Origin of the sequence: Comamonas denitrificans, assembly GCF_042654745.1 — a bacterium.
In the GTDB taxonomy this organism is placed as follows: domain Bacteria; phylum Pseudomonadota; class Gammaproteobacteria; order Burkholderiales; family Burkholderiaceae_C; genus Comamonas; species Comamonas denitrificans.
Genome location: NZ_JBHSEY010000016.1, coordinates 24,378 through 45,763 on the forward strand (window position 1 = coordinate 24,378; position 21,386 = coordinate 45,763).

Genomic DNA, 21,386 nt, shown 5'->3' on the forward strand with positions numbered 1-21,386 from the left:
CGAAAAAAAAGCGTTTGCCGTGGCCCGTTCGGGCTATTTTTTGGGTGCTTGGTCTGGCGGTGGCTGGCATGGTGGCCGGGGCCTTTGTGGTGGCGATTGCTTTGTCGCAGGCCTACCCGAATTTGCCGGATATTTCAGATTTGGTTGATTACCAGCCTAAGCTGCCGCTGCGGGTCTACTCCTCAGAAGGGGTGTTGATTGGGGAGTTTGGTGAAGAGCGGCGCACGCTGACACCGATCCGCGAGATTCCCAAAGTAATGGTGGATGCGGTGCTGGCGATTGAAGATACGCGCTTTTTTGAGCACAACGGGGTGGACTACAAGGGTATTTTGCGGGCGGCCTTGGCCAATTTGGGCAAGGTCAAAAGCCAGGGGGCTTCCACCATCACCATGCAGGTGGCACGCAATGTGTACTTGTCGTCAGAGAAAACGTACACCCGCAAAATTTACGAGGTGCTGCTGACGTTCAAGTTAGAGCATTTGCTGACCAAAGAGAAAATTCTGGAGGTCTATATGAACCAGATTTTCTTGGGTCACCGGGCTTACGGTTTTGCCGCTGCCAGTGAGGTGTACTTTGGCAAGCCATTGAAGAACATCACCATTGCGGAGGCTGCCATGCTGGCCGGCCTGCCCAAAGCGCCATCGGCGTACAACCCGATCAGCAACCTCAAGCGGGCCCGTGTGCGCCAGCTGCACATCATTGACCGGATGGAGGAAAACGGCTTTATTACCGCCGAACAAGCCGAAGAAGCCCGCAACGAGCCCCTACGGTTGCGCCGCGATAGACCGCGCGAGAATGCGGCCCATGCGGACTACGTTGCAGAAATGGCCCGGCAGCTGATTTTTGACCAGTATGGGGAAGCGGCTTACACCAAAGGGCTGAACGTGTACACCACGCTCAAGCTCGATGAGCAAAACGTGGCCTACCAGGCCCTGCGCGAAGGCATCATGGCCTACGAGCGGCGCCAGCGCTTTCGGGGGCCGGAGCGCTTTGTCGCCTTGCCAACGGATGCGCAGGCGTTGGAGGATGTCGTAGATGATGCCCTGGCCCAACACCCGGACAACGGCGATGTGCTGGCCGCTGTGGTGTTGGAAGCTTCACCGAAAAAACTGGTCGTGGTGCGGGCCAATGGGGACAAGATTGAAATCACCGGCCAAGGCCTCAAACCCGTTGAGTCGGGTTTGGCCGCCAAAGCGCCGCCGCAGATCAAGATTGTTCCGGGTGCGATCATCCGCATCATCCAGACGGGCACGACCTGGGCGGCCACGCAGTTGCCGGAAGTGGAAGGGGCCTTTGTGGCTTTGGACCCCAATACCGGGGCCATTCGGGCCTTGGTGGGGGGCTTTGACTTTGCGAAAAACAAATTCAACCACGTCACCCAAGCCTGGCGCCAGCCCGGCTCGGCGTTCAAGCCGTTTATCTACTCTGCTGCGCTGGAGAAAGGCATTGTTCCTTCCACCATCGTCAATGACGCTCCTTTGGTGTATGGCGCGGGGGTGACGGGGGGGCAACCTTGGACACCGAAAAACTACGATGGCCGCTTTGAAGGCCCCATGACGGCGCGCGTGGCCATGGCAAAGTCAAGAAATATTCCCGCCATTCGCATTCTCGAGGCGGCCACCCCGGCCTTTACCCAGCAGTGGATCACGCGCTTTGGTTTTGAGGCCAGCAAACACCCGGCATACCTCACCATGGCTTTGGGCGCAGGCTCGGTCACGCCGATGCAAATGGCGGTGGGCTTTGCCACTTTTGCCAATACCGGCTACCGCATTACGCCGTGGCTGATTACCAAAATCACCGACCAGCGTGGTGTGGCCTTGGCCGAGTACCAGCCCAAGCCCCTGGCCCAGCAGCAGCGGGTGATTGAGCCGCGCAATGCCTTCATCATGGACAGCATGTTGCAGACGGTGACCCGCTCGGGCACCGCCGCGCGCGCGCAAGCCACCTTGAAGCGGCCCGATTTGTACGGCAAAACCGGCACCACCAACGATGCCATGGATGCCTGGTTTGCTGGCTTTCAGCCCAATCTGGTGGCCGTCACCTGGATTGGTTACGACACGCCGCGCAACCTTGGCTCGCGCGAGACTGGCGGGGGCTTGAGCCTGCCGATCTGGATTCAATACATGCAGTACGCATTAAAGGATGAGCCTGTGGCCAGCTACACCGTGCCGCCGGGTGTCACCAATGCCAATGGCGAATGGTTTTATACCGAGAACGTGGAATCGAGCGTGCGCGGTTTGGGTATGAGTGATGTCCCCCTGGAGGGAGGGGAGGATGCCATTCCTACGCCCAATGCCGAAGAGCGCAAAAACATTCTGGATTTGTTCCGCAACAATTAAATAATCAATGGCTATGCGTTTTACCTATTTGCTTCGTACTTTGGCGCTTGTGATGGCCGTGGCTGCTTTGGGCGGCTGCGGTCAAAGCGGCCCGCTTTACCTTCCTGGGGCACAGGCTCCAGCCCCCCAGGCAGCGCCCGCTGCATAGCCATGACCCTGCTGGCCGAAGGCGTGCTGAATGCGCACTGGGATCACAAGCTTCCGGTGAATTTGGCCCGCATCGCCAAGGGCATGGAGGTGGTGGTGGCCTTTGCCCCGTTGGGCCGGGTGTGTGCCCTGGTGGAACTGGCTGCCAAGCGCAAGCCGCGCATTGTGATTGATCGCCAGCACCCTTTAGAGCGCCAGCGCTACGGCGTGGCCCATGCGCTGGGGCACATTGCCTTGCACCATTTGCGCCCAGGCCAGACGCACGCGATTGAGGTGTCAGACAGTTACCACTGCAACGTGCAGGAGCGCATCGACAACGAGGCCAATGACTTTGCCCTGCGCCTGCTGCTGCCCGAGGCGGCGTTGCGTGCGCAGGTACAGCCCTTGACCCCGGTAGAAGCCTTGGCCCAGGTGTTTCAAGTGGCGCCGATTTTGATCAAGCAGCGCATGGCCGACTTGAATTTGCCCTGGCCGCGCACCCTGGCACAGCAATTGCGGCCAGAAACCACCTGGGATGACTAAAAAATCATCAAAATAAATAGCTGTTTGCGCTTATTCAGCAAAGAAAACGCGGTTCTTCCCTGCTTTTTTCGCCATATAAACAGCCTTGTCAGCTCTGATTAATGCGTGTTGGTAGTCCTCGTTGGCTTGCAGCTGCGCCACGCCGGCGCTGAAGGTGATCAGCACCCGTTCGTTGTCTTGCAAAAAGTACTGCGCAGTGAGCGTGCGCTGTAGGCGCTTCATCACCTCCACGGCCTGTGTGGCGGTCGTGTCGGGCAGGAGGAAAACGAATTCTTCTCCGCCATAGCGGGCCAGCTGGTCTTGGGTGCGCATGATTTTTTTGGCCACATGGACCAGATGCTCCAGGGCTTTGTCGCCGGCATCGTGGCCCAAGCGGTCGTTGAGGTTTTTAAAGTCATCCAAATCCAACAAGGCAACGCACAAGGGGGCACCGGTCTTTTGCGCGGCTTTAACTTCTTGCTCCAGCGCCTCGTCCATACCCCGGCGGTTGAGCGCCCCGGTTTGGGCATCGGTGCGGGCCTGGGCCGAGGTCTCCACCAGGGCATCGCGCAGGCGGTTGATTTCCTGCATCCCTTGTTCGCTTTGTATGCGCAAGGTGTGCAGCTCATGGCGGGCCAGATCGCAGCGATCGGCCATGGCTCGGGTAGCACCGATGACATCTTCGAGCAGCGGGGTGATTTCGTGCAGCTGCGAGACTTTGGTGAGCTTGGCCGCGCACTGCTCCAGATGGTCGTGGTAGCTGCTGTTGGTGTCCCCTATGTCGGCCAAGCGGTCAATAAACGTGGCGAGCAAATCACGCACCTGGTTTTGCGCTTGCACCAGGCGCTCTTTGGCCTCGGTTTGCTTGAAGATCACCTCTTGCAGGCGCTGCTCCATCTCTTGCAGGCGTGGCAGCGTCAGCGGTGGCTCGGTGGCCGTTTGCAGCGCGCTCAACTGCCCCTCCAGCCACTGGTCGTCCAAACACAGCACGGCCATGTTTTGCAGGATCAGCCCCAGCAAGCGCAGCAAACCCTCGTACAGCTGCACCTGGTCGGGCACCGCAAACGACAGGCGGTGGCTAAAGTTTTGCAGCAGCAAGAGTGCGGTGCTCAGCTCGGGCTGGGGTTGGCGCAAAAAATGCACCAGCTGCTCGGACATTTCGCGCAAGCGCGCATCGCTGTGTGCAAAGGCAGGCTGTGCAAACTGACACAAACGTGCCAATTGGTGGGCCAGGCCAGGCGGGACCACGATGGCATCCATCGTCCCAGCGACTTCGTGGTAAGCCGCTTGGTAGTTTTCAGGAGTAGGTGGTTGCTCCCGTGAAAACAACAGCTTAAGCGCTTCGCGAGCAAGAGTAGAGGGGGATTTTTCGACCATGACAGGCTAAAGCGTAGGCAGCATACAAAAGGAGCACAGCCTTTTCATTCTAAATGAGTGTCCCCTAGGTAACGCCAAAACAATATCTTTAAATGCCACAATAATAGAACGGCCGTGCATTTTTGCCGGTATTTGCTGCGCATTTTGATTTGCCAAGGACATTCCATGACCGCTACTGCTGCCACTGCATCCCCTTACCCCCACTTGCTGGCCCCGCTGAACCTGGGCTTTACCACGTTGAAAAACCGCGTACTCATGGGCTCCATGCACGTGGGGCTGGAAGAAGCGCCCAATGGCTTTGAGCGCATGGCGGCGTTTTACGCCGAGCGGGCCAAGGGCGGCGTGGGCCTGATCGTGACCGGCGGCATTGCCCCCAACGAAGCGGGCCGGCCCATGCCCGGCGGCGCGGCCATGACTTCGCAGGCCGAGGCCGACAAGCACCGGGTGGTAACGCAGGCCGTGCATGACGCAGGCGGCAAAATTTGCATGCAAATCTTGCACTTTGGCCGCTACGCCTACCACCCGCAGCTGGTGGCACCCAGCGCCCTCAAAGCCCCCATCAGCCCGTTTGCCCCCAAGGCATTGACCACCCAAGAAGTGCAACAAACGGTGGAGGACTACGCCAACGCTGCCGCCCTGGCACAAAGCGCAGGCTATGACGGTGTGGAAATCATGGGTTCGGAGGGCTACCTGATCAACGAATTCATCGCCGCACAGACCAACCAGCGCGATGACGAGTACGGCGGTAGCTACGAGAACCGCATCCGCTTTGCGCTGGAGATCGTGCGCCGCACGCGCGCGCGGGTGGGCCAGCACTTCATCATCATCTTCCGCCTGTCGATGCTTGATCTGGTCGAAGGCGGCTCCACGCAGGACGAAGTGGTGCAACTGGCGCAGGCGCTGGAAGCGGCGGGCGTGACGATTTTGAACACCGGCATTGGCTGGCACGAGGCCCGCATTCCCACCATTGCCACCAAGGTGCCGCGCGCCGCCTTTGCCTGGGTGACCGAGCAGCTCAAGGGCAAGGTCGGCATTCCACTGGTGGCCACCAACCGCATCAACACCCCTGATGTGGCAGAAAACATCCTCGCCAGCGGCCAGGCCGACATGGTGAGCATGGCGCGGCCCTTCTTGGCCGACCCGGAGTTTGTGAACAAGGCGGCCGCTGGGCGCGCGCAGGACATCAACACCTGCATTGGCTGCAACCAGGCCTGCCTGGACCACACCTTTGCGGGCAAGATCACCTCTTGCCTAGTGAATCCCCGCGCTTGCCATGAAACCATTCTGCTGCCGCAGCCCCTGCCAGCCGCTGCGCAAAAAGAGCGCATTGCCGTGGTCGGCGCTGGCCCAGCGGGTCTGGCCTTTGCCACCGAAGCGGCCCAGCGTGGGCTGGAGGTGACGCTGTTGGATGCGGGTCACGAGATTGGCGGCCAGTTCAACATTGCCAAACAGATTCCGGGCAAGGAAGAGTTTTACGAAACCCTGCGTTATTTTGGTGAGCGCCTCCAGCAGACCGGCGTGACCGTCAAATTGGGGCAGCACGTGGCGGCAGACGATTTGGTGCAGGCGGGCTTCAAGCACGTGGTGCTGGCCACCGGCATCAGCCCGCGCCTGCCGCAGATTGAGGGCATTGACCACCCCAAGGTGCTGGGTTATTTGGACGTACTGCGCGACAAAAAGCCCGTGGGCCAGACCGTGGCCGTGATTGGTGCAGGCGGCATTGGCTTTGACGTGAGCGAATACCTGCTGCACGAGGGCGAGAGCGCCAGCCTCAACCCGGCCCAATTTTTTGCCGAATGGGGCGTGGACACCACGGGCGCAAAGCGCGGCGGGGTTCAGCCTGGGCAGGTTCCCGCTGCGCCACGCCAGATTTACCTGCTGCAGCGCAAGAGCAGCAAGGTGGGCGCGGGCCTGGGCAAAACCACGGGCTGGATTCACCGCACGGGGCTGAAAAACCGGGGCGTGCAGATGCTGGCCGGCGTGACGTACCGCAAGATTGACGATGCGGGCCTGCACATCACGGTGGAGGGCCAAGACCGGCTGCTGGCGGTGGACAACGTCATCGTCTGCGCTGGCCAAGACCCCAACCGCGAGCTGCAGGCCGCGCTGCAGGCCCAGGGCGTGACCGTGCACCTGATTGGCGGGGCCGACAAGGCCGCCGAGCTCGATGCCAAACGCGCCATCCAGCAGGGCACGGAGCTGGCGCTGCGCCTGGACCCCTGCGATCAATCTAAAACCGTAGCTGCTAACGCAGATGCACAAAGCGCTAATGGCCAAAATGATGCCAAAAACAATACCGCAGATGCGGCCTTGGAGCTGAGCACCCTGCGCGTCACGCTGGAGCAGCACATCGCCACCGTCACCCTGAACCGCGCCGACAAGGCCAACGCCATGAACGCCGCCATGTGGCAGGAAATTCGCCAGGCCTTTGAATGGGTGGACCGCACGCCCGAGGTGCGCGTGGCCGTGCTGCAGGCCGAGGGCAAGCTGTTTTGCTCCGGCATTGACCTGCAAATGATGATGTCCATGCCCGCGCAGATTGCCGACGACTGCGAAGGCCGCCAGCGCGAAAAGCTGCGCCGCGTGATTTTGGATTTGCAAGACACCCTGACCAGCCTGGAGCGCTGCCGCAAACCCGTGCTGGCCGCCATCCACGGCCCCTGCATTGGTGGCGGGGTTGATCTGGTGGTGTGCGCCGATATGCGCTACGCCAGCAGCGAGGCCAGCTTTTGCATCAAAGAAATTGACCTGGGCATGGTGGCCGATGTGGGCACCTTGCAGCGCCTGCCCAAGCTGGTGGGCCAGGGCATTACCCGCGAGCTGGCCTACACCGGGCGCACCCTGGGCGCGGCCGAGGCGCAGCAGATCGGCCTGGTCAATCGCGTGTTTGACAGCCGCGCGGCGCTGTACGCGGGCGTGCAGGAGATTGCCCGGCAGATTGCCGCCAAGTCGCCCTTGTCGATTCGCGGCAGCAAGGAAATGCTCAACTACGCCCGCGACCACAGCGTGGCCGATGGCCTGAACCATGTGGCCACCTGGAACGCGGCCATGCTGCAAAGCGACGACCTGATGGCCGCCATGGTGGCGGGCATGAGCAAGCAAACGCCGGAATTTAAAAATTAACAACCGCTTGGTGTCTGGCCAGCGGCCATCGAAAACGCCCCGCAAGTTGCGGGGCGTTTTGCTGGGGACGCAGCGCCTGCGGCTGCGCGGGGCGTGTCGTTACGCCAGGCCGCGCTGGATGATGATTTTTTGCACGTCGCTGGTGCCTTCGTAGATTTGGCACACGCGCACATCGCGGTAAATGCGCTCCACTGGGAAGTCATTCACCACGCCGTAGCCGCCCAGCGTTTGGATGGCGGCGCTGCACACGCGCTCGGCCATTTCGCTGGCAAACAGCTTGGCCATGGCCGCTTCTTGCAAACAGGGCAGGCCGGCATCGCGCAGGCTGGCCGCGTGCCAAATCAGCTGGCGCGCCGCCTCAAGCTGCGTGGCGCAGTCGGCCAGGCGAAAGCCCACGGCCTGGTGGTTAAAGATGGGCTGGCCAAAGCTCTCGCGCTCTTTGCTGTAGTGCAGGGCGCATTCAAAGGCCGCGCGGGCCATGCCCACGCTTTGCGCGGCGATGCCGATGCGCCCGCCCTCCAGGGCCGAGAGGGCAATTTTGTAGCCCTCGCCCTCGGCACCGATCAGGTTCTCGGCCGGGATGCGGCAGTTGTCCAAATTGATTTGCGCGGTATCGCTGCTGTGCTGGCCCAGCTTGTCTTCCAGCCGCGCCACCTGGTAGCCGGGGTTGCTGGTGGGCACGATGAAGGCGCTCATGCCCTTTTTGCCTGCGGTTTTATCCGTGACGGCAATGACGATGGCCACCTGGCCGTTCTTGCCGCTGGTGATGAATTGCTTTACGCCGTTGATGACGTAATCGCTCCCGTCCTTGACCGCCGTGGTGCGCAGGGCCGAAGCGTCGGAGCCGACATGCGGCTCGGTCAGGCAGAACGCGCCCAGCATCTCGCCGCGCGCCAGGGGGGTGAGCCATTGCTGCTTTTGCGCCGCATTGCCGTAGCGCATGAGGATGGCGTTCACCGGGCAGTTGGTCACGCTGATGGCGGTGCTGGTGCCGCCGTCACCGGCCGCGATTTCTTCCAGCACCAGCGCCAGGCTGAGGTAGTCCAGCCCCGCGCCGCCGTATTCCTCGGGCACGCAGATGCCGTAAGCGCCCAGCGCGGCCAGGCCCTGGTGGACATCTTTGGGGAATTGGTGCTCTTTGTCCCAGCGGGCGGCGTGGGGGGTGATTTCGGACTGCACAAACTCGCGCATGGCATCGCGCACCATGTGTTGGTCTGGGGTCAGTAGCATCTGGCTCTCCTGAAGGTAAATGGGCTGCCCGCTAGGCAAATATTTTGGTGAGCTGTTTCCGCTTGAAAACAAAGCATTTCAAAGTGAAAACACAGTAAAACTGTTTATTTAAAAGCGGAAACAGCTATTTTTTTAGATTAATTCCACTGCCATGGCCGTGGCCTCGCCGCCGCCGATGCACAGCGTGGCCAGGCCTTTTTTCAGGCCCCGGGCCTGCAAGGCGTGCAGCAGGGTGACGATGATGCGGGCACCGCTGGCCCCAATCGGGTGGCCCAGGGCGCAGGCACCGCCATTGACGTTTACCTTTTCGTGCGGCACCTTCAGGTCGGCCATCAGCGCCATGGGCACCACGGCAAAGGCTTCGTTGATTTCCCACAGATCGACATCTTCGACCTTCCAACCGGCTTTTTTCAGCGCTTTTTCAGTGGCACCGACGGGGGCCGTGGTGAACCATTCCGGCGCTTGTGCGTGGGTGGCGTGGGCGACGATTTTGGCCAGCGGCGTGCAGCCCAGCTGCTGCGCGGTCGATTGGCGCATCAGCACCAGGGCGGCGGCGCCGTCGTTGATGCTGGAGCTGGCGGCGGCGGTGATGGTGCCGTCCTTTTTGAACGCGGGGCGCAGGGTGGGGATTTTGTCGGTGCGGATTTTCAACGGGCCTTCGTCTTGGTCGATGGTCACTTCGCCCTTGCGCGTCTGGAAGGTCACGGGGGTGATTTCGGCTTTGAACGCGCCCGATTCAATCGCCTGCTGGGCCCGCGTCACGCTGGCGATGGCAAAGGCATCTTGTTGCTCGCGGGTGAATTGGTATTTGGCGGCGCAGTCTTCGCCAAAGGTGCCCATGCTGCGGCCCGCTTCGTAAGCGTCTTCCAGACCGTCAAGCATCATGTGGTCAAACACCTTGTCGTGGCCCATGCGGTAGCCGCCCCGGCCTTTTTTCAGCAAATAGGGGGCGTTGGTCATGCTCTCCATACCGCCCGCAACCATGACCTCGCGGCTACCGGCCACGATCTGGTCGTGGGCCAGGATGGTGGCTTCCATGCCTGCGCCGCACATTTTGGACAGGGTGACGGCACCGGTGCTTTGCGGCAGGCCGCCTTTGAAACCGGCTTGGCGGGCGGGGGCTTGGCCCTGGCCGGCCATCAGGCAGTTGCCAAACAGCACTTCTTCGACTTTTTCTGGGGCGATGCCAGCCCGCGCGACGGCGGCCTTGATCGCAGCGCCGCCCAGGTCGTGCGCGGCCAGGTCGGAAAAACCGCCCTGGAAGGCGCCCATGGGGGTGCGCACGGCGCTGACGATGACGACGGGGTCTTGCTGGTGGGACATGTTGTGTTCTCCTGGGTGTAGAAAAACCAGCGCCGGGGCGCTGGTTGAGGGGGGGGAAATTCAGGGGGTTAGCTGCGCTCGCGGGTGGCGACCAGTTCCACGGCCCGTTCATGCACGTCGTACAGGCCGCCCACGCCGGGCAGGGTGATTTCCAGGTTGGTGATCAAGCCGTTTTTCAGGCTGTAGCACCAGCCGTGCAGGGTGACTTTTTGGCCACGGGCCCAAGCATCTTGCATGACGGTGCTTTGCGCGACGTTCATCACCTGCTCAATCACGTTCAGCTCGCACAGCACATCGTGGCGGTGCTGCACGGCGGTGTTTTTGATCAGGTGGTAGTGCTTGACGCGCACATCTTTGACGTGGCGAATCCAGTTATCGGCCAGGCCCACGCGCAATTCTTCCAGGGCCGCCAGCACGCCGCCGCAGCCGTAGTGGCCGACCACCATCAAATGCTCGACCTTGAGTTGGTCAATGGCGTATTGAATGGTCGAGAGGCAGTTCAAGTCGCTGGGCACGACGACGTTGGCCACGTTGCGGTGGACAAACACCTCGCCCGGCTCCAGCCCGCTGATTTGGTTGGCGGGCACCCGGCTGTCCGAGCAACCAATCCACATGTATTTGGGGTTTTGTTGCTCGGTCAGTTTGGTGAAAAAGCCGGGACGCTCGCATTCGACGCGCTGGGCCCATTCGCGGTTATTGGCTAAGAGGTCGTCGATGGTCGTCGTGGGCATAGGGCTCCTTTAAGAGGTTTCGTAGGTTAAATCAACAAGTTTCGGCGAAGAGCTCGCGGCCGATCAGCATGCGGCGGATCTCGCTGGTGCCTGCGCCGATTTCGTAGAGTTTCGCATCGCGCCACAGGCGGCCCAGGGGGTACTCGTTGATATAACCGTTTCCGCCATGGATTTGGATGCCCTCGCCGGCCATCCAGGTGGCTTTTTCGGCGGTCCACAAAATCACGCTGGCGCAGTCTTTGCGCACCTGGCGCACGTGCTCCTGGCCCAGCATGTCCAGGTTTTTGGCCACGGTGTAGGCAAAGCTGCGGCCCGCCTGCAGCACGGTGTACATGTCGGCCACCTTGCCCTGGATGAGCTGGAACTCGCCAATGCTTTGGCCAAACTGCTTGCGGTCGTGGATGTAGGGCACCACGTTGTCCATCACCGCCTGCATGATGCCCAGCGGGCCGCCGGTGAGCACGGCGCGTTCGTAATCGAGGCCGCTCATCAGCACCTTGGCGCCGCCATTGACCTGGCCCAGCACGTTCTCAGCCGGCACTTCCACGTTTTGGAAGACCAACTCGCCGGTGTGGCTGCCGCGCATGCCCAGCTTGTCCAGCTTTTGCGCGACGGAAAAGCCCTTCATGCCTTTTTCGATCAAAAAGGCGGTCACGCCGCGCGCGCCCAGTTCGGGTTCGGTTTTGGCATAGACCACCAGGGTGTCGGCATCGGGGCCGTTGGTGATCCACATTTTGTTGCCGTTGAGCAGGTAGTAGCCGCCCTTGTCCTCGGCCTTGAGCTTCATGCTGATGACATCCGAGCCTGCGCCGGGCTCGCTCATGGCCAGCGCGCCGATGTGCTCGCCGGAAATCAGCTTGGGCAGGTATTTGGCTTTTTGCGCTTCATTGCCGTTGCGGTTGATTTGGTTCACGCACAGGTTGGAGTGCGCCCCGTAGGACAGGCCGATCGAGGCGCTGGCGCGCGAGATTTCCTCCATCGCCACCATGTGCGCCAGGTAGCCCATGTTGGCACCGCCGTATTCCTCGCCCACGGTGATGCCCAGCACGCCCAGGTCACCAAACTTTTGCCACAGGTCCATGGGGAACTGGTCGGTGTGGTCGGCCTCGGCAGCGCGGGGGGCGATTTCGGCTTGGGCAAAGTCGCGCACCGCATCGCGCAGGGCATCAATGTCTTCACCAAGCTGGAAGTTCAGGCCGGGCAGGTTGGTCATGGTTATCTCCTTGAAAAATATTGAGAATTTTAAAAATTTCAGCGCTTTGGCTTACACCGCAGCAATGCCGGGGCGGTTTTCGAGCGCCATCAGGGTGCAGTTCATGGTGGCGACCAGTTTTTCTTGGTCGCCATCGATGGCGTAGGCGCGGCCTTCGGTCACGACGATGGTGCGCCCAGGTTTGAGCACCACCCCCTCGCAGCGAAAGCTTTGCCCCTTGGCCGGAGCCAGCAGGTTGATCTTGAATTCAATGGACAGCACGCCCGCTTCCAGCGGCATCACCGACAGGCCCGCATAGCCGCAGGCCGAATCCAGCACCGTGGCCATCATCCCGGCGTGGATAAAACCATGCTGCTGCGTCAGCGCCGGGGCCCAGTCAAAGCACAGATGCACCTGCCCCCGTGCCAGATGCGTCAGCCGCGCCCCTAAAGTGGTCATGGCACCCTGCTTGGCAAAGCTGGCGTGAATGCGCTCGGTGGCAGCGGCCTCCAAAGGGGGGAAGTGGTCCATGGTGTCTCCTCGATTTGCTAAGTTTTATTTACCTTTACGTAAACGTCAATTACGTAGATTCCCGTGTGCCAAGCTTGCGCAGCAGTTGTTGCGCTTCTTTTTCTTGGGCCCGCACCTCGTCTAAAGTGAGTTGAATGTCTTGCATGCGCTCTTCCAATTGCTGGCGGTGTTCGGCCAGGACTTGCAAAAATTTTTGCAGCTGCGCCCCCGAGTCGCGCGGGCTTTCGTACAAGTCAATGATTTCTTTGGCCTCGGTCAGCGACAGGCCCAGGCGCTTGGCCCGCAGCGTGAGCTTGAGTCGCGCCCGGTCACGGGCGCTGTAGGTGCGCGTGCGGCCCCCGGTGCCCTCGCGCTGGGGTTCGAGCAGGCCCATGTCTTCATAAAACCGAATAGCGCGGGTGGTCAGGTCAAATTCCTTGGCCAAATCGCCAATCGAATAGGTCGGTTGGGGTGCAGAGTCTTTGTGATTTTTGTGCATCTCGCCATTATTGACGTTTACGTAAACTTCCCATGCGCTTTCAGCCCTAGGACTTGTCCTAGTTTTTCGCGCTGCGCCGCCTGTCCGTGACAATCGGCTGATGTCTCGCTCTGCACTTGTTTCTGATTTTTGCCCTTGTGGCCGCACCCACACCCAAGGCCGCCAAACCCAGCCCATCGCTTACGCCGCCTGCTGTGGCCGTTTTATTGACCACTACGCCGACACCGCTGCGCCCGATGCCGAGCATTTAATGCGCTCGCGCTACAGCGCCTTTGTGCGGGAAGATGCCGCCTACCTGCTTGCCACGTGGCACCCCGATACCCGTCCGGCGGCGTTGGAATTTGGCCCGGCCACCCAATGGCTGGGCCTGGAAGTGAAATCTTTCACTGCCATGGATGCGCACCACGCCAGCGTAGAGTTCGTCGCCCGCTACCGCCAACAAGGCCGCGCTGTGCGCCTGCACGAGCGCAGCCGTTTTGTGCGCGAAATGGTCGATGGCCTGCTGCGCTGGCGCTATGTGGATGGGACGCTTTCCTGAGGCCGGCCGCCCGCCCGCAGCGCCTTGTTTGATTGCTTCCCTGCCACCGGGCACCAGCACAATCGCGGTGCCTCTGCCCCCTCTGTACACAACCCCACCATCATTTCCCTATGCCTGCACCAACACCTACCCCATTGCACCCCGTTATCGCCTTTATCGGTGGCGGCAACATGGCCAGCGCCATCATTGGCGGGCTGACCAGCCAGGGCCATCCAGCCAGCCAGATTGAAGTGGTCGAACCCTGGGACCAGGCCCGCGCGGCGTTGCGCGAACGCTTTGGCATCGAAGCAGCGGCCACCCCCGGCCCCCAACTGGCGCGAGCGGCGCTCATCGTCTGGGCCGTTAAACCGCAAACGTTTAAAGAGGCTGCTTTGGCGGCCGCGCCCCACACGGGGGCAGCGTTGCACCTGAGTGTGGCCGCCGGCATCACCACCGCCAGCATTGCCGCGTGGCTGGGCAGTGAGCGCATCATTCGCGCCATGCCCAACACGCCCGCGCTGGTGGGGCGGGGCATGACGGGCCTGTTTGCTGGCGAAGCGGTGGCTGCCGAGGGCCGCGCCCTGGCAGAGCGCATTGTGGCCACCACAGGCCAATGGCTTTGGGTGGACACCGAGGACAAGCTGGATGCGGTGACGGCGCTTTCGGGCTCTGGCCCCGCGTATGTGTTTTTATTCCTAGAGGCCATGATTCAGGCCGGCACCGACATGGGCCTCACCCCCGCACAAGCGCACCAGCTGGCGGTGGCCACCTTTCAGGGCGCTGCCGAATTGGCGGCCCGCTCTGGGGAAGCGCCCGAGGTCATGCGCCAGCGCGTGACCAGCCAGGGCGGCACCACCCATGCGGCCATTACCCACCTGCAGGCGCAACAGGTGCCCGCGCACTTTGTGGCCGCCATGCGCCAGGCCCAGGCCCGTGCACAAGCCCTGGCGGCGGAGTTTGGCGGCTGAATGGAATGGGTAAAGCGCATCAGATAAAGCAGATCGGGTACAGCAACATGTTGTTTGAAGCCATTTTGTTCGATTGCGACGGCGTGCTCGTCGATAGCGAACACATCACCAATCGCGCCCTGCACACCATGCTCAACGCCTCGGGCTGGGCCATTTCTGAGGCCGAGTGCCTGCAAATCTTCATCGGCAAAACCGTGCGCAGCGAAACCGCCCGCATCGAACGCGAAACCGGCCAGCCGCTCACCGATGCCTGGATGGCCGCCTTCTACGCCCTGCGCGACCAAGGGCTGCACGCCCACCTGCAGGCCATCCCCGGCGCGGTCGCCGCCGTGCAGCAATGCCATGCCCTGCTGGGCGGCAAGATCGCCGTGGCCAGCGGCGCGGACAAGGCCAAGGTGCTCATGCAGCTGGACAAAGTAGGCCTGCTGCCGCTGTTCGACCCGCATATCTTCAGCGGCCACGACCTGCCGCGCACCAAACCCTTTCCGGATGTGTACCTGGCCGCCGCCGCATCCCTGCAACGCGACCCGCGCCGTTGTCTGGTGATTGAAGATGCCTTGCCCGGCTTGCAAGCGGGCCTGGCCGCCGGGGCCACCGTCTGGGGCTATTGCCCTTGGGAGGGGGGACACACCACCCCCGAAGCGCTGCTGGCCGCCGGTGCCCAGCGGGTGCTGCGCGATATGGCAGAGCTGCCGGGGTTGCTGCGGCATTGAATGTCATAAAATGCTGTTTATCGGTCAATTATTGGCATTTTGAGGTGAGAAATGAGCGTTATTCGTACAACGGTAGATGAAAATCTATTTCTTTCTGCCAGCGATATTCTGGCTACGCTGGGGCTGGATATGAACAGCGCCGTTCGCATGTTTTTGCAAGGCGTGGTGCTGCACAACGGCATTCCGTTTGACCTGCGCCTGACAGAGGCGCAAGCCCAGGCCCTGCGCCAGCGCAAGCAAACCAATCGCCAAGCCACCCTGGAAGCCCGCGACATTGCCCGCACGGGCGGCCCCAGCCATGCCAGCGTACAGGCCATGCTGGCAGCGATGGAGCACGAAACGCACCAGGACGAAGCCTGATGGCTGGCAAAAAAGGGCGCAAGCTGCGCACCATTGCCTACACGAAGACTTTTAAAAAAGACTACCAGCGCATGGCCGCTGCCGGACGGTATGACATGACGCTGGTGAACGAAGTAGGTGGTCTGTTGATTGCCCACACGGCTCAGCAGGTGCTGGCCGAGCAGTGGAGCGACCACGGCCTGACCGCAGACGATGAATGGGACGCGGGCGACCGCGACATTCATCTGGGCGGCGACTTTCTGCTGATCTACCGCATTGATCCCCACCCCGAAGACAAAGCGCTGGAGATCATCATCTTCAAACGCCTGGGGACACACAGCGACCTGTTCGGGTAAGCGGGTGCAGGTGGGATACCAGCACGAGGTTAGGATACAAATCGTATTCGATCGAATACAATCCCGCCATGCAAGTCGAAACCACCGAAGCCTTTGATGCGTGGCTGGACAGCCTGAAAGACCACATGACACGCATTCGCTTATCGCGTCGTCTAGACAAAGCCATGCGCGGTTTGCTGGGCGATGTCCAGCCCGTTGGTGAAGGGGTTTTTGAAATGCGTGAATTTTTCGGCGCTGGCTGGCGCATGTACTACATCCAGCGCGGGCCTATCCTGATCGTCATGCTGGGTGGTGGCGATAAATCCACTCAGCAAGCCGATATTGCTGCTGCCATCGCCCTGTCCAAAACCTTACCGGAGTAAGCCATGCCCACCACCACCCGCCCCTTTGATATGGCCGAACAACTGCGCGATGAGCAGGACATTGCCGCCTACCTCACCCTGGTGCTAGAGGAGGGCGACCCCGGCGAACTGGCCCATGCCCTGGGCGTGATTGCCCGTGCCCGGGGCATGACGCAAATTGCTGCCGAGGCGGGCATGGGCCGCGAAGCGCTTTATAAAGCCCTGCGTGCGGATGCCAGCCCGCGCTTTGAAACCATCCTCAAGGTCATGCACGCGCTGGGGTTGCGCCTCAGCGTGCAACCGGCGGCTTGATGTCGCGCCCACATTGACGGTGGGCAGCGCAAGGCCAGGGGCGGCTTCCTACAATAAAGCCCCCTGATTTTTGCCCCCTGCCATGTCGTCATCTTCGTCCTCTGATTCCCCCCACGGTCTTATCCGCATCCACGGCGCGCGCCAGCACAATTTGAAGAATCTGGATGTGGACATCCGCACCGGGGAGCTGACGGTGGTCACCGGCCCCAGTGGCTCGGGCAAATCCAGTTTGGTGTTTGACACGCTGTATGCCGAGGGGCAGCGGCGCTATGTGGAGACGTTCAGCGCCTATGCGCGGCAGTTTCTCGATCGCATGGACAAGCCCGCCGTGGACAAGGTCGAGGGGGTGCCGCCAGCGATTGCCATCGACCAGACCAACCCCGTGCGCAATTCCCGCTCCACCGTGGGCACGATGACGGAGCTGAACGACCACCTCAAGCTCTTGTTCGCCCGTGCCGGGGCGCTGTTTGACCGGCAGACCGCGCAGCCGGTGCGCCACGACACGGCAGACAGCATCTACACCCAGTTGCAGGAACGCGCCCAGGCGGCGGGCGATCCGCGCCTGGTGCTGACCTTTGCCGTGGAGCTGCCCGCCAGCACCAGCGCCGACGAGGTGCAGCAGTGGCTGCTGGCCAGCGGCTTTACCAAGATTCAGGCCGAGCGCACGCTGGAAAAACCCGCCCCTGCGCCCGAAAAAGGCAAAAAAGCCGCCAAACCGACCAGCGTGAAAGTGCTGGACGTGGTGGCCGACCGCTTTCGCATGGGCAACGTCGAACGCGCCCGCGCCATGGAAGCGATTGAGCTGGCACTGCTGCGCGGCCAGGGGCTAATGCAGGTGTATGCCCTGACCGATGCGCCGGAACCCGAAATCTGGAAATTTGCCCTGGGCCTGCATTGCCCCGAGAGCGCCATCAGCTACCAAGCGCCGCTGCCCGCGCTGTTTTCCTTTAACTCGGCGGCAGGGGCCTGCCCCGAGTGCCGGGGCTTTGGCCGGGTGATTGGGGTGGATTGGAATTTGGTCGTGCCCAACGACAAACTCACGCTGCGCACCGGCGCCATCAAGGCCATCCAAACCCCGGCGTGGAAAGAAATCCAAGACGACTTGCTGCGCCACGCCGAGGCCGAGGGCATTCCGCGCGACATTGCCTGGGGCAAGCTCACGCCCGCGCAGCGCGATTGGGTGCTGGACGGCTCGCCGCGCTGGAACGGCAAGTGGGAGCAGACCTGGTACGGCATCCGCCGCTTTTTTGAGTATTTGGAGAGCAAGTCCTACAAGATGCACATTCGCGTGCTGCTCTCCAAATACCGCAGCTACACGCCCTGCCCATGCTGCGGCGGCGCGCGCCTGGGGCTGGAAAGCCTGCTGTGGCGCGTGGGCAGCAAGGCGCAGGCCGATGCGGTGCTGCCGCCCGCGCAGCGCTTTATGCCCCAGGGCGTGGCCTGGAGCCGTGCGCAGCTGGAAGCCCTGCCCGGCCTGTGCCTGCACGATGTGATGCAGCTGCCCCTGGTGCGGCTGCAAACATTTTTTCAAGCACTTAAAAAAGAAGCTGTTCCCGCTGATTTAGCAAGCATTTCAGCAACAAAACCTTCTGAAAACCAAGCAGAACAAGCGGCACAAGCTTTGATTTTGGAAGAGATTGAAACCCGCTTGCGCTACCTGTGCGATGTGGGCATTGGCTACCTAACACTCGATCGGCAAAGCCGCACGCTTTCGGGCGGCGAGGTGCAGCGCATCAACCTGACCACGGCGCTGGGCACCAGCTTGGTGAACACCTTGTTTGTGCTGGATGAGCCCAGCATTGGTCTGCACCCGCGCGACATGCAGCGCATCAACTTGGCCATGCAGCGCCTGAAAGACGCGGGCAACACCCTGGTGGTGGTGGAGCACGACCCGGCCGTGATGCTGGCCGCTGACCGCATCATCGACATGGGCCCCGGCCCCGGCGTGCGCGGCGGGCAGATTGTGTTTGATGGCCCACCCGCGCAACTGCGCCAGGCCGACACCTTGACCGGGGCCTACCTGGGCGGGCGCAAGCAGGTGGGCTTTGGCTTTAAGCGCCCGGTGCAAGACAGCACGCCCAAGCTGATTTTGGAAGGGGCCAGCGCCCACAACCTGCAAAACGTGGATGTCGCCTTTCCCCTGCAGCGGCTGGTGACGGTGACGGGCGTTTCTGGCTCGGGCAAATCCAGCCTGATTCAAGATGTGCTGGTGCCCGCGCTGCTGCGCCACTTTGGCAAGCCCACGGAAAGCGCCGGGGCCTTTACCCGCCTGCTGGGCGCGGAACAACTGGCCGATGTGATGTGGGTGGATCAATCGCCCATTGGCAAAACCGCCCGCTCCAATCCCGTGAGCTACGTGGGTGCGTGGGACAGCCTGCGCGAGCTGTTTGCCTGCGCCCCGCTATCGCGCCAGCGCGGCTACACCGCCGGCAAGTTCAGCTTTAACACCGGCGACGGGCGCTGCCCGACCTGTGGCGGCTCGGGCTTTGAGCATGTGGAGATGCAGTTTTTAAGCGATGTGTACCTGCGCTGCCCCGATTGCAACGGCCAGCGCTACCGCCCCGAGGTGCTGGAGGTGCGCCTAGAGCGTGGCGGGCGGCTGCTGAATGTGGCCGATGTGCTGGCGCTGACCGTAGCCGAGGCCGCGCAGCTGTTCGCCCAAGATGCCGAGGTGATTCGCGCCCTGCAGCCCATCGTGGATGTGGGGCTGGACTATGTGCAGCTGGGCCAAAGCGTGCCCACCCTGTCCGGCGGCGAGGCGCAGCGCCTCAAACTCGCCGGTTTTCTGGCCGAAGCGGCCAAAACCCAGGCCAAATCGCGCCAAAGCCTGGCCCGCAAAGGCACGCTGTTTTTGTTTGACGAGCCCACCACCGGCCTGCACTTTGAAGACATCGCCAAGCTCATGCGCGCGCTGCGCAAGCTGTTGGAGGCCGGGCACAGCCTGATCGTGATTGAGCACAACCTGGACGTGATTCGCGCCAGCGATTGGCTGATTGACCTGGGGCCGGAGGGGGGCGATGGCGGTGGCCACATCGTCGCCCAGGGCACGCCCGAAGAGCTGCGGCAAATGACCGGCTCGCACACCGCGCAGGCGCTGCGCGACTATGAGCAGGCCTTGGGCCTGGACGGGCACAGCGTGGCCGAGGCGGGGGCGAAATTTCACACAAAATCGGTAAAAAAGCACGTCCCTGTTGCGCCCCGTGCTATCGAAGTGATTAACGCCAAAGAGCACAACCTGAAAAACCTGAGCGTGCAAATTCCGCACGGCAAGTTCAACGTGATTACCGGCGTGAGCGGCTCGGGCAAATCCACGCTGGCGTTTGACATTGTGTTCAACGAAGGCCAGCGCCGTTACCTGGAGTCGCTCAACGCCTACGCCCGCAGCATCGTCCAGCCCGCCGGGCGGCCCGAGGTGGATGCCGTGTATGGCATTCCGCCCACCGTGGCGATTGAGCAGCGCCTGTCGCGCGGCGGGCGCAAATCCACCGTGGGCACCACCACCGAGGTGTGGCACTTTCTGCGCCTGCTCTACGTCAAGCTGGGCACGCAGCACTGCATTCACGACGATGCGCCGGTGCAACCGCAAAGCCTGGACAGCATTGCCGCGCAGCTGATCACCCAGTTCAGCGGCCAGGTGATTGGCCTGCTGGCCCCGCTGGTCAGCCACCGCAAGGGCGTTTACACCGAGCTGGCCGACTGGGCCCGCCCGCGCGGCTACACCCATTTGCGCGTGGACGGGGCGTTTCTGCCCACCACCGGCTTTCCGCGCCTGGATCGGTTTAAAGAGCACAGCATTGAGCTGCCCGTGGCCAGCGTCTTGGTCAGCGCCGCTGACGAGGCCACGCTGCGCCAGCACCTGGCCCAGGCGCTGGAGCTGGGCAAGGGCGTGGTGCAGGTGCTGCACGGCATCGACGATTTGGCCACCGCGCTGGGGGCGGGTGGCGACGGCGCGGGCATTGGCAGCGTGCAAGCCTTCTCCACCCAACGCGCCTGCCCGGTGTGCGCCACCAGCTATGCCGAACTCGACCCGCGCCTGTTCAGCTACAACAGCAAGCACGGCTGGTGCCCCGACTGCGTGGGCACGGGCGTGCAGCTTAATAAAGACCAGCGCAAGGTGTACGACGACAGCCAGCTGGCCGAAGACAACCGGGGCCGCGAAATCGGCTTTGCCAGCCAAGAGGTGGAGGATTTGGCTGAAGTGGCCTGCCCCCGCTGCCACGGCACGCGCCTGAACGCCACCGCCCGCGCCGTGCGCTTTGCCGGGCAGCGCATCACCGATCTGGCCCATTTGAGCGTGGACGACCTGCGCCAGTGGGCCGCGCACTTGGCGCAGGCCGGGCGCTTAACGCAACGCGAAAGCGACATCGCCCGCGACCTGCTGCCCGAAATCGCCAGCCGCCTGGAGTTTTTGCAGGAAGTCGGCCTGGGTTACCTCACCCTCGACCGGGGCGCGCCCACCCTCTCTGGCGGCGAAGCCCAGCGCATTCGCCTGGCCGCGCAGCTGGGCAGCAATCTGCAGGGCGTGTGCTATGTGCTGGATGAACCGACCATCGGCCTGCACGCGCGGGACAACCGCATCCTGCTGGGCGCTTTGCACAAGCTCAGCGCCAAAGGCAACACCTTGGTGGTGGTGGAGCACGACGAGGACACCATCCGCCGCGCCGAGCACATCATCGACATTGGCCCCAGCGCCGGGCGGCGCGGCGGCCAGCTCATTGCCCAGGGCAGCGTGGCCGATATTGAAAGCGCCGCCGATTCGCAAACCGGCCGCTACCTGCTGCACGCCATGCGCCATCCGTTGCAGGCGCGGCGCAGTGTGGTTGCTTCGGTAAAAGAAGCTGTTTCCGCTGATAAAAAAACAGTCTTAG

Annotated in this window: 17 protein-coding genes and 3 pseudogenes; 13 read left to right on the forward strand and 7 right to left on the reverse strand. The window is 62.1% G+C overall.

Features of this window, described 5'->3' with window-relative positions:
• Positions 1 to 14: 14 nt before the first annotated feature.
• The 3 genes from ACFO24_RS04225 to ACFO24_RS04235 are packed head-to-tail and all read left to right on the forward strand — an operon-like array spanning position 15 to position 3,008.
• Entirely contained in the window at positions 15 to 2,339 is a 2,325-nt protein-coding gene (locus ACFO24_RS04225; RefSeq protein ID WP_377736997.1) for a penicillin-binding protein 1A, read from the forward strand.
• Between the two features lie 13 nt (positions 2,340 to 2,352).
• Positions 2,353 to 2,487, forward strand: a complete 135-nt coding sequence (gene lptM, locus ACFO24_RS04230; RefSeq protein ID WP_377736998.1) for an LPS translocon maturation chaperone LptM — start codon at positions 2,353 to 2,355, stop codon at positions 2,485 to 2,487.
• Positions 2,488 to 2,489: 2 nt separating this feature from the next.
• Complete coding sequence (locus ACFO24_RS04235; RefSeq protein ID WP_377736999.1) at positions 2,490 to 3,008, forward strand: ImmA/IrrE family metallo-endopeptidase; 519 nt, start codon at positions 2,490 to 2,492, stop codon at positions 3,006 to 3,008.
• 30 nt (positions 3,009 to 3,038) lie between these two features.
• Here the strand turns inward: ACFO24_RS04235 and ACFO24_RS04240 are convergent, their stop codons facing one another.
• Complete coding sequence (locus ACFO24_RS04240; RefSeq protein WP_377737000.1) at positions 3,039 to 4,364, reverse strand: GGDEF domain-containing protein; 1,326 nt, start codon at positions 4,362 to 4,364, stop codon at positions 3,039 to 3,041.
• Between the two features lie 165 nt (positions 4,365 to 4,529).
• Between ACFO24_RS04240 and ACFO24_RS04245 the strand changes: the two are divergent.
• Together ACFO24_RS04245 and ACFO24_RS04250 are read left to right on the forward strand one after the other, a co-directional pair.
• Positions 4,530 to 6,569, forward strand: a pseudogene (locus ACFO24_RS04245) (oxidoreductase); the annotation flags it as partial.
• A 120-nt stretch (positions 6,570 to 6,689) separates the two neighbouring features.
• Positions 6,690 to 7,487: pseudogene (locus ACFO24_RS04250) on the forward strand (crotonase/enoyl-CoA hydratase family protein); the annotation flags it as partial.
• A gap of 99 nt (positions 7,488 to 7,586) precedes the next feature.
• On the opposite strand, the gene ACFO24_RS04255 reads toward ACFO24_RS04250, so the two are convergent.
• The 6 genes from ACFO24_RS04255 to ACFO24_RS04280 form a co-directional block, all read right to left on the reverse strand.
• Positions 7,587 to 8,717: an acyl-CoA dehydrogenase family protein gene (locus ACFO24_RS04255; protein ID WP_377737001.1), complete on the reverse strand. Its 1,131-nt coding sequence runs from the start codon at positions 8,715 to 8,717 to the stop codon at positions 7,587 to 7,589.
• Positions 8,718 to 8,849: 132 nt separating this feature from the next.
• Positions 8,850 to 10,040 (reverse strand): acetyl-CoA C-acyltransferase, encoded by a 1,191-nt coding sequence (locus ACFO24_RS04260; protein ID WP_377737002.1) that lies wholly within the window; start codon positions 10,038 to 10,040, stop codon positions 8,850 to 8,852.
• 68 nt (positions 10,041 to 10,108) lie between these two features.
• Entirely contained in the window at positions 10,109 to 10,771 is a 663-nt protein-coding gene (can, locus tag ACFO24_RS04265) for a carbonate dehydratase (protein WP_207575285.1), read from the reverse strand.
• 31 nt (positions 10,772 to 10,802) lie between these two features.
• Positions 10,803 to 11,984, reverse strand: coding sequence for an isovaleryl-CoA dehydrogenase (locus ACFO24_RS04270; RefSeq protein ID WP_377737004.1), 1,182 nt, complete (start codon positions 11,982 to 11,984; stop codon positions 10,803 to 10,805).
• A gap of 51 nt (positions 11,985 to 12,035) precedes the next feature.
• Positions 12,036 to 12,494 carry a PaaI family thioesterase gene (locus ACFO24_RS04275; protein WP_242700452.1) on the reverse strand — a complete coding sequence of 153 codons (459 nt, stop codon included), beginning with the start codon at positions 12,492 to 12,494 and terminating at the stop codon, positions 12,036 to 12,038.
• Between the two features lie 49 nt (positions 12,495 to 12,543).
• Positions 12,544 to 12,972: a MerR family transcriptional regulator gene (locus ACFO24_RS04280; protein WP_207575283.1), complete on the reverse strand. Its 429-nt coding sequence runs from the start codon at positions 12,970 to 12,972 to the stop codon at positions 12,544 to 12,546.
• A 100-nt stretch (positions 12,973 to 13,072) separates the two neighbouring features.
• Here ACFO24_RS04280 and ACFO24_RS04285 point away from each other — a divergent pair, with 100 nt between their 5' ends.
• From ACFO24_RS04285 to uvrA, 8 genes and pseudogenes are all read left to right on the forward strand, one after another.
• Entirely contained in the window at positions 13,073 to 13,510 is a 438-nt protein-coding gene (locus ACFO24_RS04285) for a YchJ family protein (protein ID WP_207575282.1), read from the forward strand.
• A gap of 110 nt (positions 13,511 to 13,620) precedes the next feature.
• Positions 13,621 to 14,457, forward strand: coding sequence for a pyrroline-5-carboxylate reductase (gene proC, locus ACFO24_RS04290; RefSeq protein ID WP_377737006.1), 837 nt, complete (start codon positions 13,621 to 13,623; stop codon positions 14,455 to 14,457).
• A gap of 47 nt (positions 14,458 to 14,504) precedes the next feature.
• Positions 14,505 to 15,170 (forward strand): HAD family hydrolase, encoded by a 666-nt coding sequence (locus tag ACFO24_RS04295; RefSeq protein WP_377737008.1) that lies wholly within the window; start codon positions 14,505 to 14,507, stop codon positions 15,168 to 15,170.
• Positions 15,171 to 15,221: 51 nt separating this feature from the next.
• Entirely contained in the window at positions 15,222 to 15,530 is a 309-nt protein-coding gene (locus ACFO24_RS04300) for a type II toxin-antitoxin system RelB/DinJ family antitoxin (protein WP_377737009.1), read from the forward strand.
• Positions 15,530 to 15,865, forward strand: a complete 336-nt coding sequence (locus ACFO24_RS04305) for a type II toxin-antitoxin system YafQ family toxin (RefSeq protein ID WP_207575278.1) — start codon at positions 15,530 to 15,532, stop codon at positions 15,863 to 15,865. Before ACFO24_RS04300 ends, ACFO24_RS04305 begins: the two co-directional genes overlap by 1 nt.
• Before the next feature lie 68 nt (positions 15,866 to 15,933).
• Positions 15,934 to 16,227 carry a type II toxin-antitoxin system RelE/ParE family toxin gene (locus tag ACFO24_RS04310; protein WP_377737010.1) on the forward strand — a complete coding sequence of 98 codons (294 nt, stop codon included), beginning with the start codon at positions 15,934 to 15,936 and terminating at the stop codon, positions 16,225 to 16,227.
• Between the two features lie 3 nt (positions 16,228 to 16,230).
• Positions 16,231 to 16,518 carry an addiction module antidote protein gene (locus tag ACFO24_RS04315; RefSeq protein WP_377737011.1) on the forward strand — a complete coding sequence of 96 codons (288 nt, stop codon included), beginning with the start codon at positions 16,231 to 16,233 and terminating at the stop codon, positions 16,516 to 16,518.
• Positions 16,519 to 16,600: 82 nt separating this feature from the next.
• Positions 16,601 to 21,331 (forward strand): annotated as a pseudogene (gene uvrA, locus ACFO24_RS04320) (excinuclease ABC subunit UvrA); the annotation flags it as partial.
• Positions 21,332 to 21,386: the final 55 nt, after the last annotated feature.

What these genes read in the sequence shown, in the direction of transcription:
- lptM (WP_377736998.1), top strand. Translation starts at nt 2,353, where the DNA reads ATGCGTTTTACCTATTTGCTTCGTACTTTGGCGCTTGTGATGGCCGTG.
- ACFO24_RS04235 (WP_377736999.1), top strand. Translation starts at nt 2,490, where the DNA reads ATGACCCTGCTGGCCGAAGGCGTGCTGAATGCGCACTGGGATCACAAG.
- ACFO24_RS04240 (WP_377737000.1), bottom strand. Translation starts at nt 4,364, where the DNA reads ATGGTCGAAAAATCCCCCTCTACTCTTGCTCGCGAAGCGCTTAAGCTG.
- ACFO24_RS04255 (WP_377737001.1), bottom strand. Translation starts at nt 8,717, where the DNA reads ATGCTACTGACCCCAGACCAACACATGGTGCGCGATGCCATGCGCGAG.
- ACFO24_RS04260 (WP_377737002.1), bottom strand. Translation starts at nt 10,040, where the DNA reads ATGTCCCACCAGCAAGACCCCGTCGTCATCGTCAGCGCCGTGCGCACC.
- can (WP_207575285.1), bottom strand. Translation starts at nt 10,771, where the DNA reads ATGCCCACGACGACCATCGACGACCTCTTAGCCAATAACCGCGAATGG.
- ACFO24_RS04270 (WP_377737004.1), bottom strand. Translation starts at nt 11,984, where the DNA reads ATGACCAACCTGCCCGGCCTGAACTTCCAGCTTGGTGAAGACATTGAT.
- ACFO24_RS04275 (WP_242700452.1), bottom strand. Translation starts at nt 12,494, where the DNA reads ATGGACCACTTCCCCCCTTTGGAGGCCGCTGCCACCGAGCGCATTCAC.
- ACFO24_RS04280 (WP_207575283.1), bottom strand. Translation starts at nt 12,972, where the DNA reads ATGCACAAAAATCACAAAGACTCTGCACCCCAACCGACCTATTCGATT.
- ACFO24_RS04285 (WP_207575282.1), top strand. Translation starts at nt 13,073, where the DNA reads ATGTCTCGCTCTGCACTTGTTTCTGATTTTTGCCCTTGTGGCCGCACC.
- proC (WP_377737006.1), top strand. Translation starts at nt 13,621, where the DNA reads ATGCCTGCACCAACACCTACCCCATTGCACCCCGTTATCGCCTTTATC.
- ACFO24_RS04295 (WP_377737008.1), top strand. Translation starts at nt 14,505, where the DNA reads ATGTTGTTTGAAGCCATTTTGTTCGATTGCGACGGCGTGCTCGTCGAT.
- ACFO24_RS04300 (WP_377737009.1), top strand. Translation starts at nt 15,222, where the DNA reads ATGAGCGTTATTCGTACAACGGTAGATGAAAATCTATTTCTTTCTGCC.
- ACFO24_RS04305 (WP_207575278.1), top strand. Translation starts at nt 15,530, where the DNA reads ATGGCTGGCAAAAAAGGGCGCAAGCTGCGCACCATTGCCTACACGAAG.
- ACFO24_RS04310 (WP_377737010.1), top strand. Translation starts at nt 15,934, where the DNA reads ATGCAAGTCGAAACCACCGAAGCCTTTGATGCGTGGCTGGACAGCCTG.
- ACFO24_RS04315 (WP_377737011.1), top strand. Translation starts at nt 16,231, where the DNA reads ATGCCCACCACCACCCGCCCCTTTGATATGGCCGAACAACTGCGCGAT.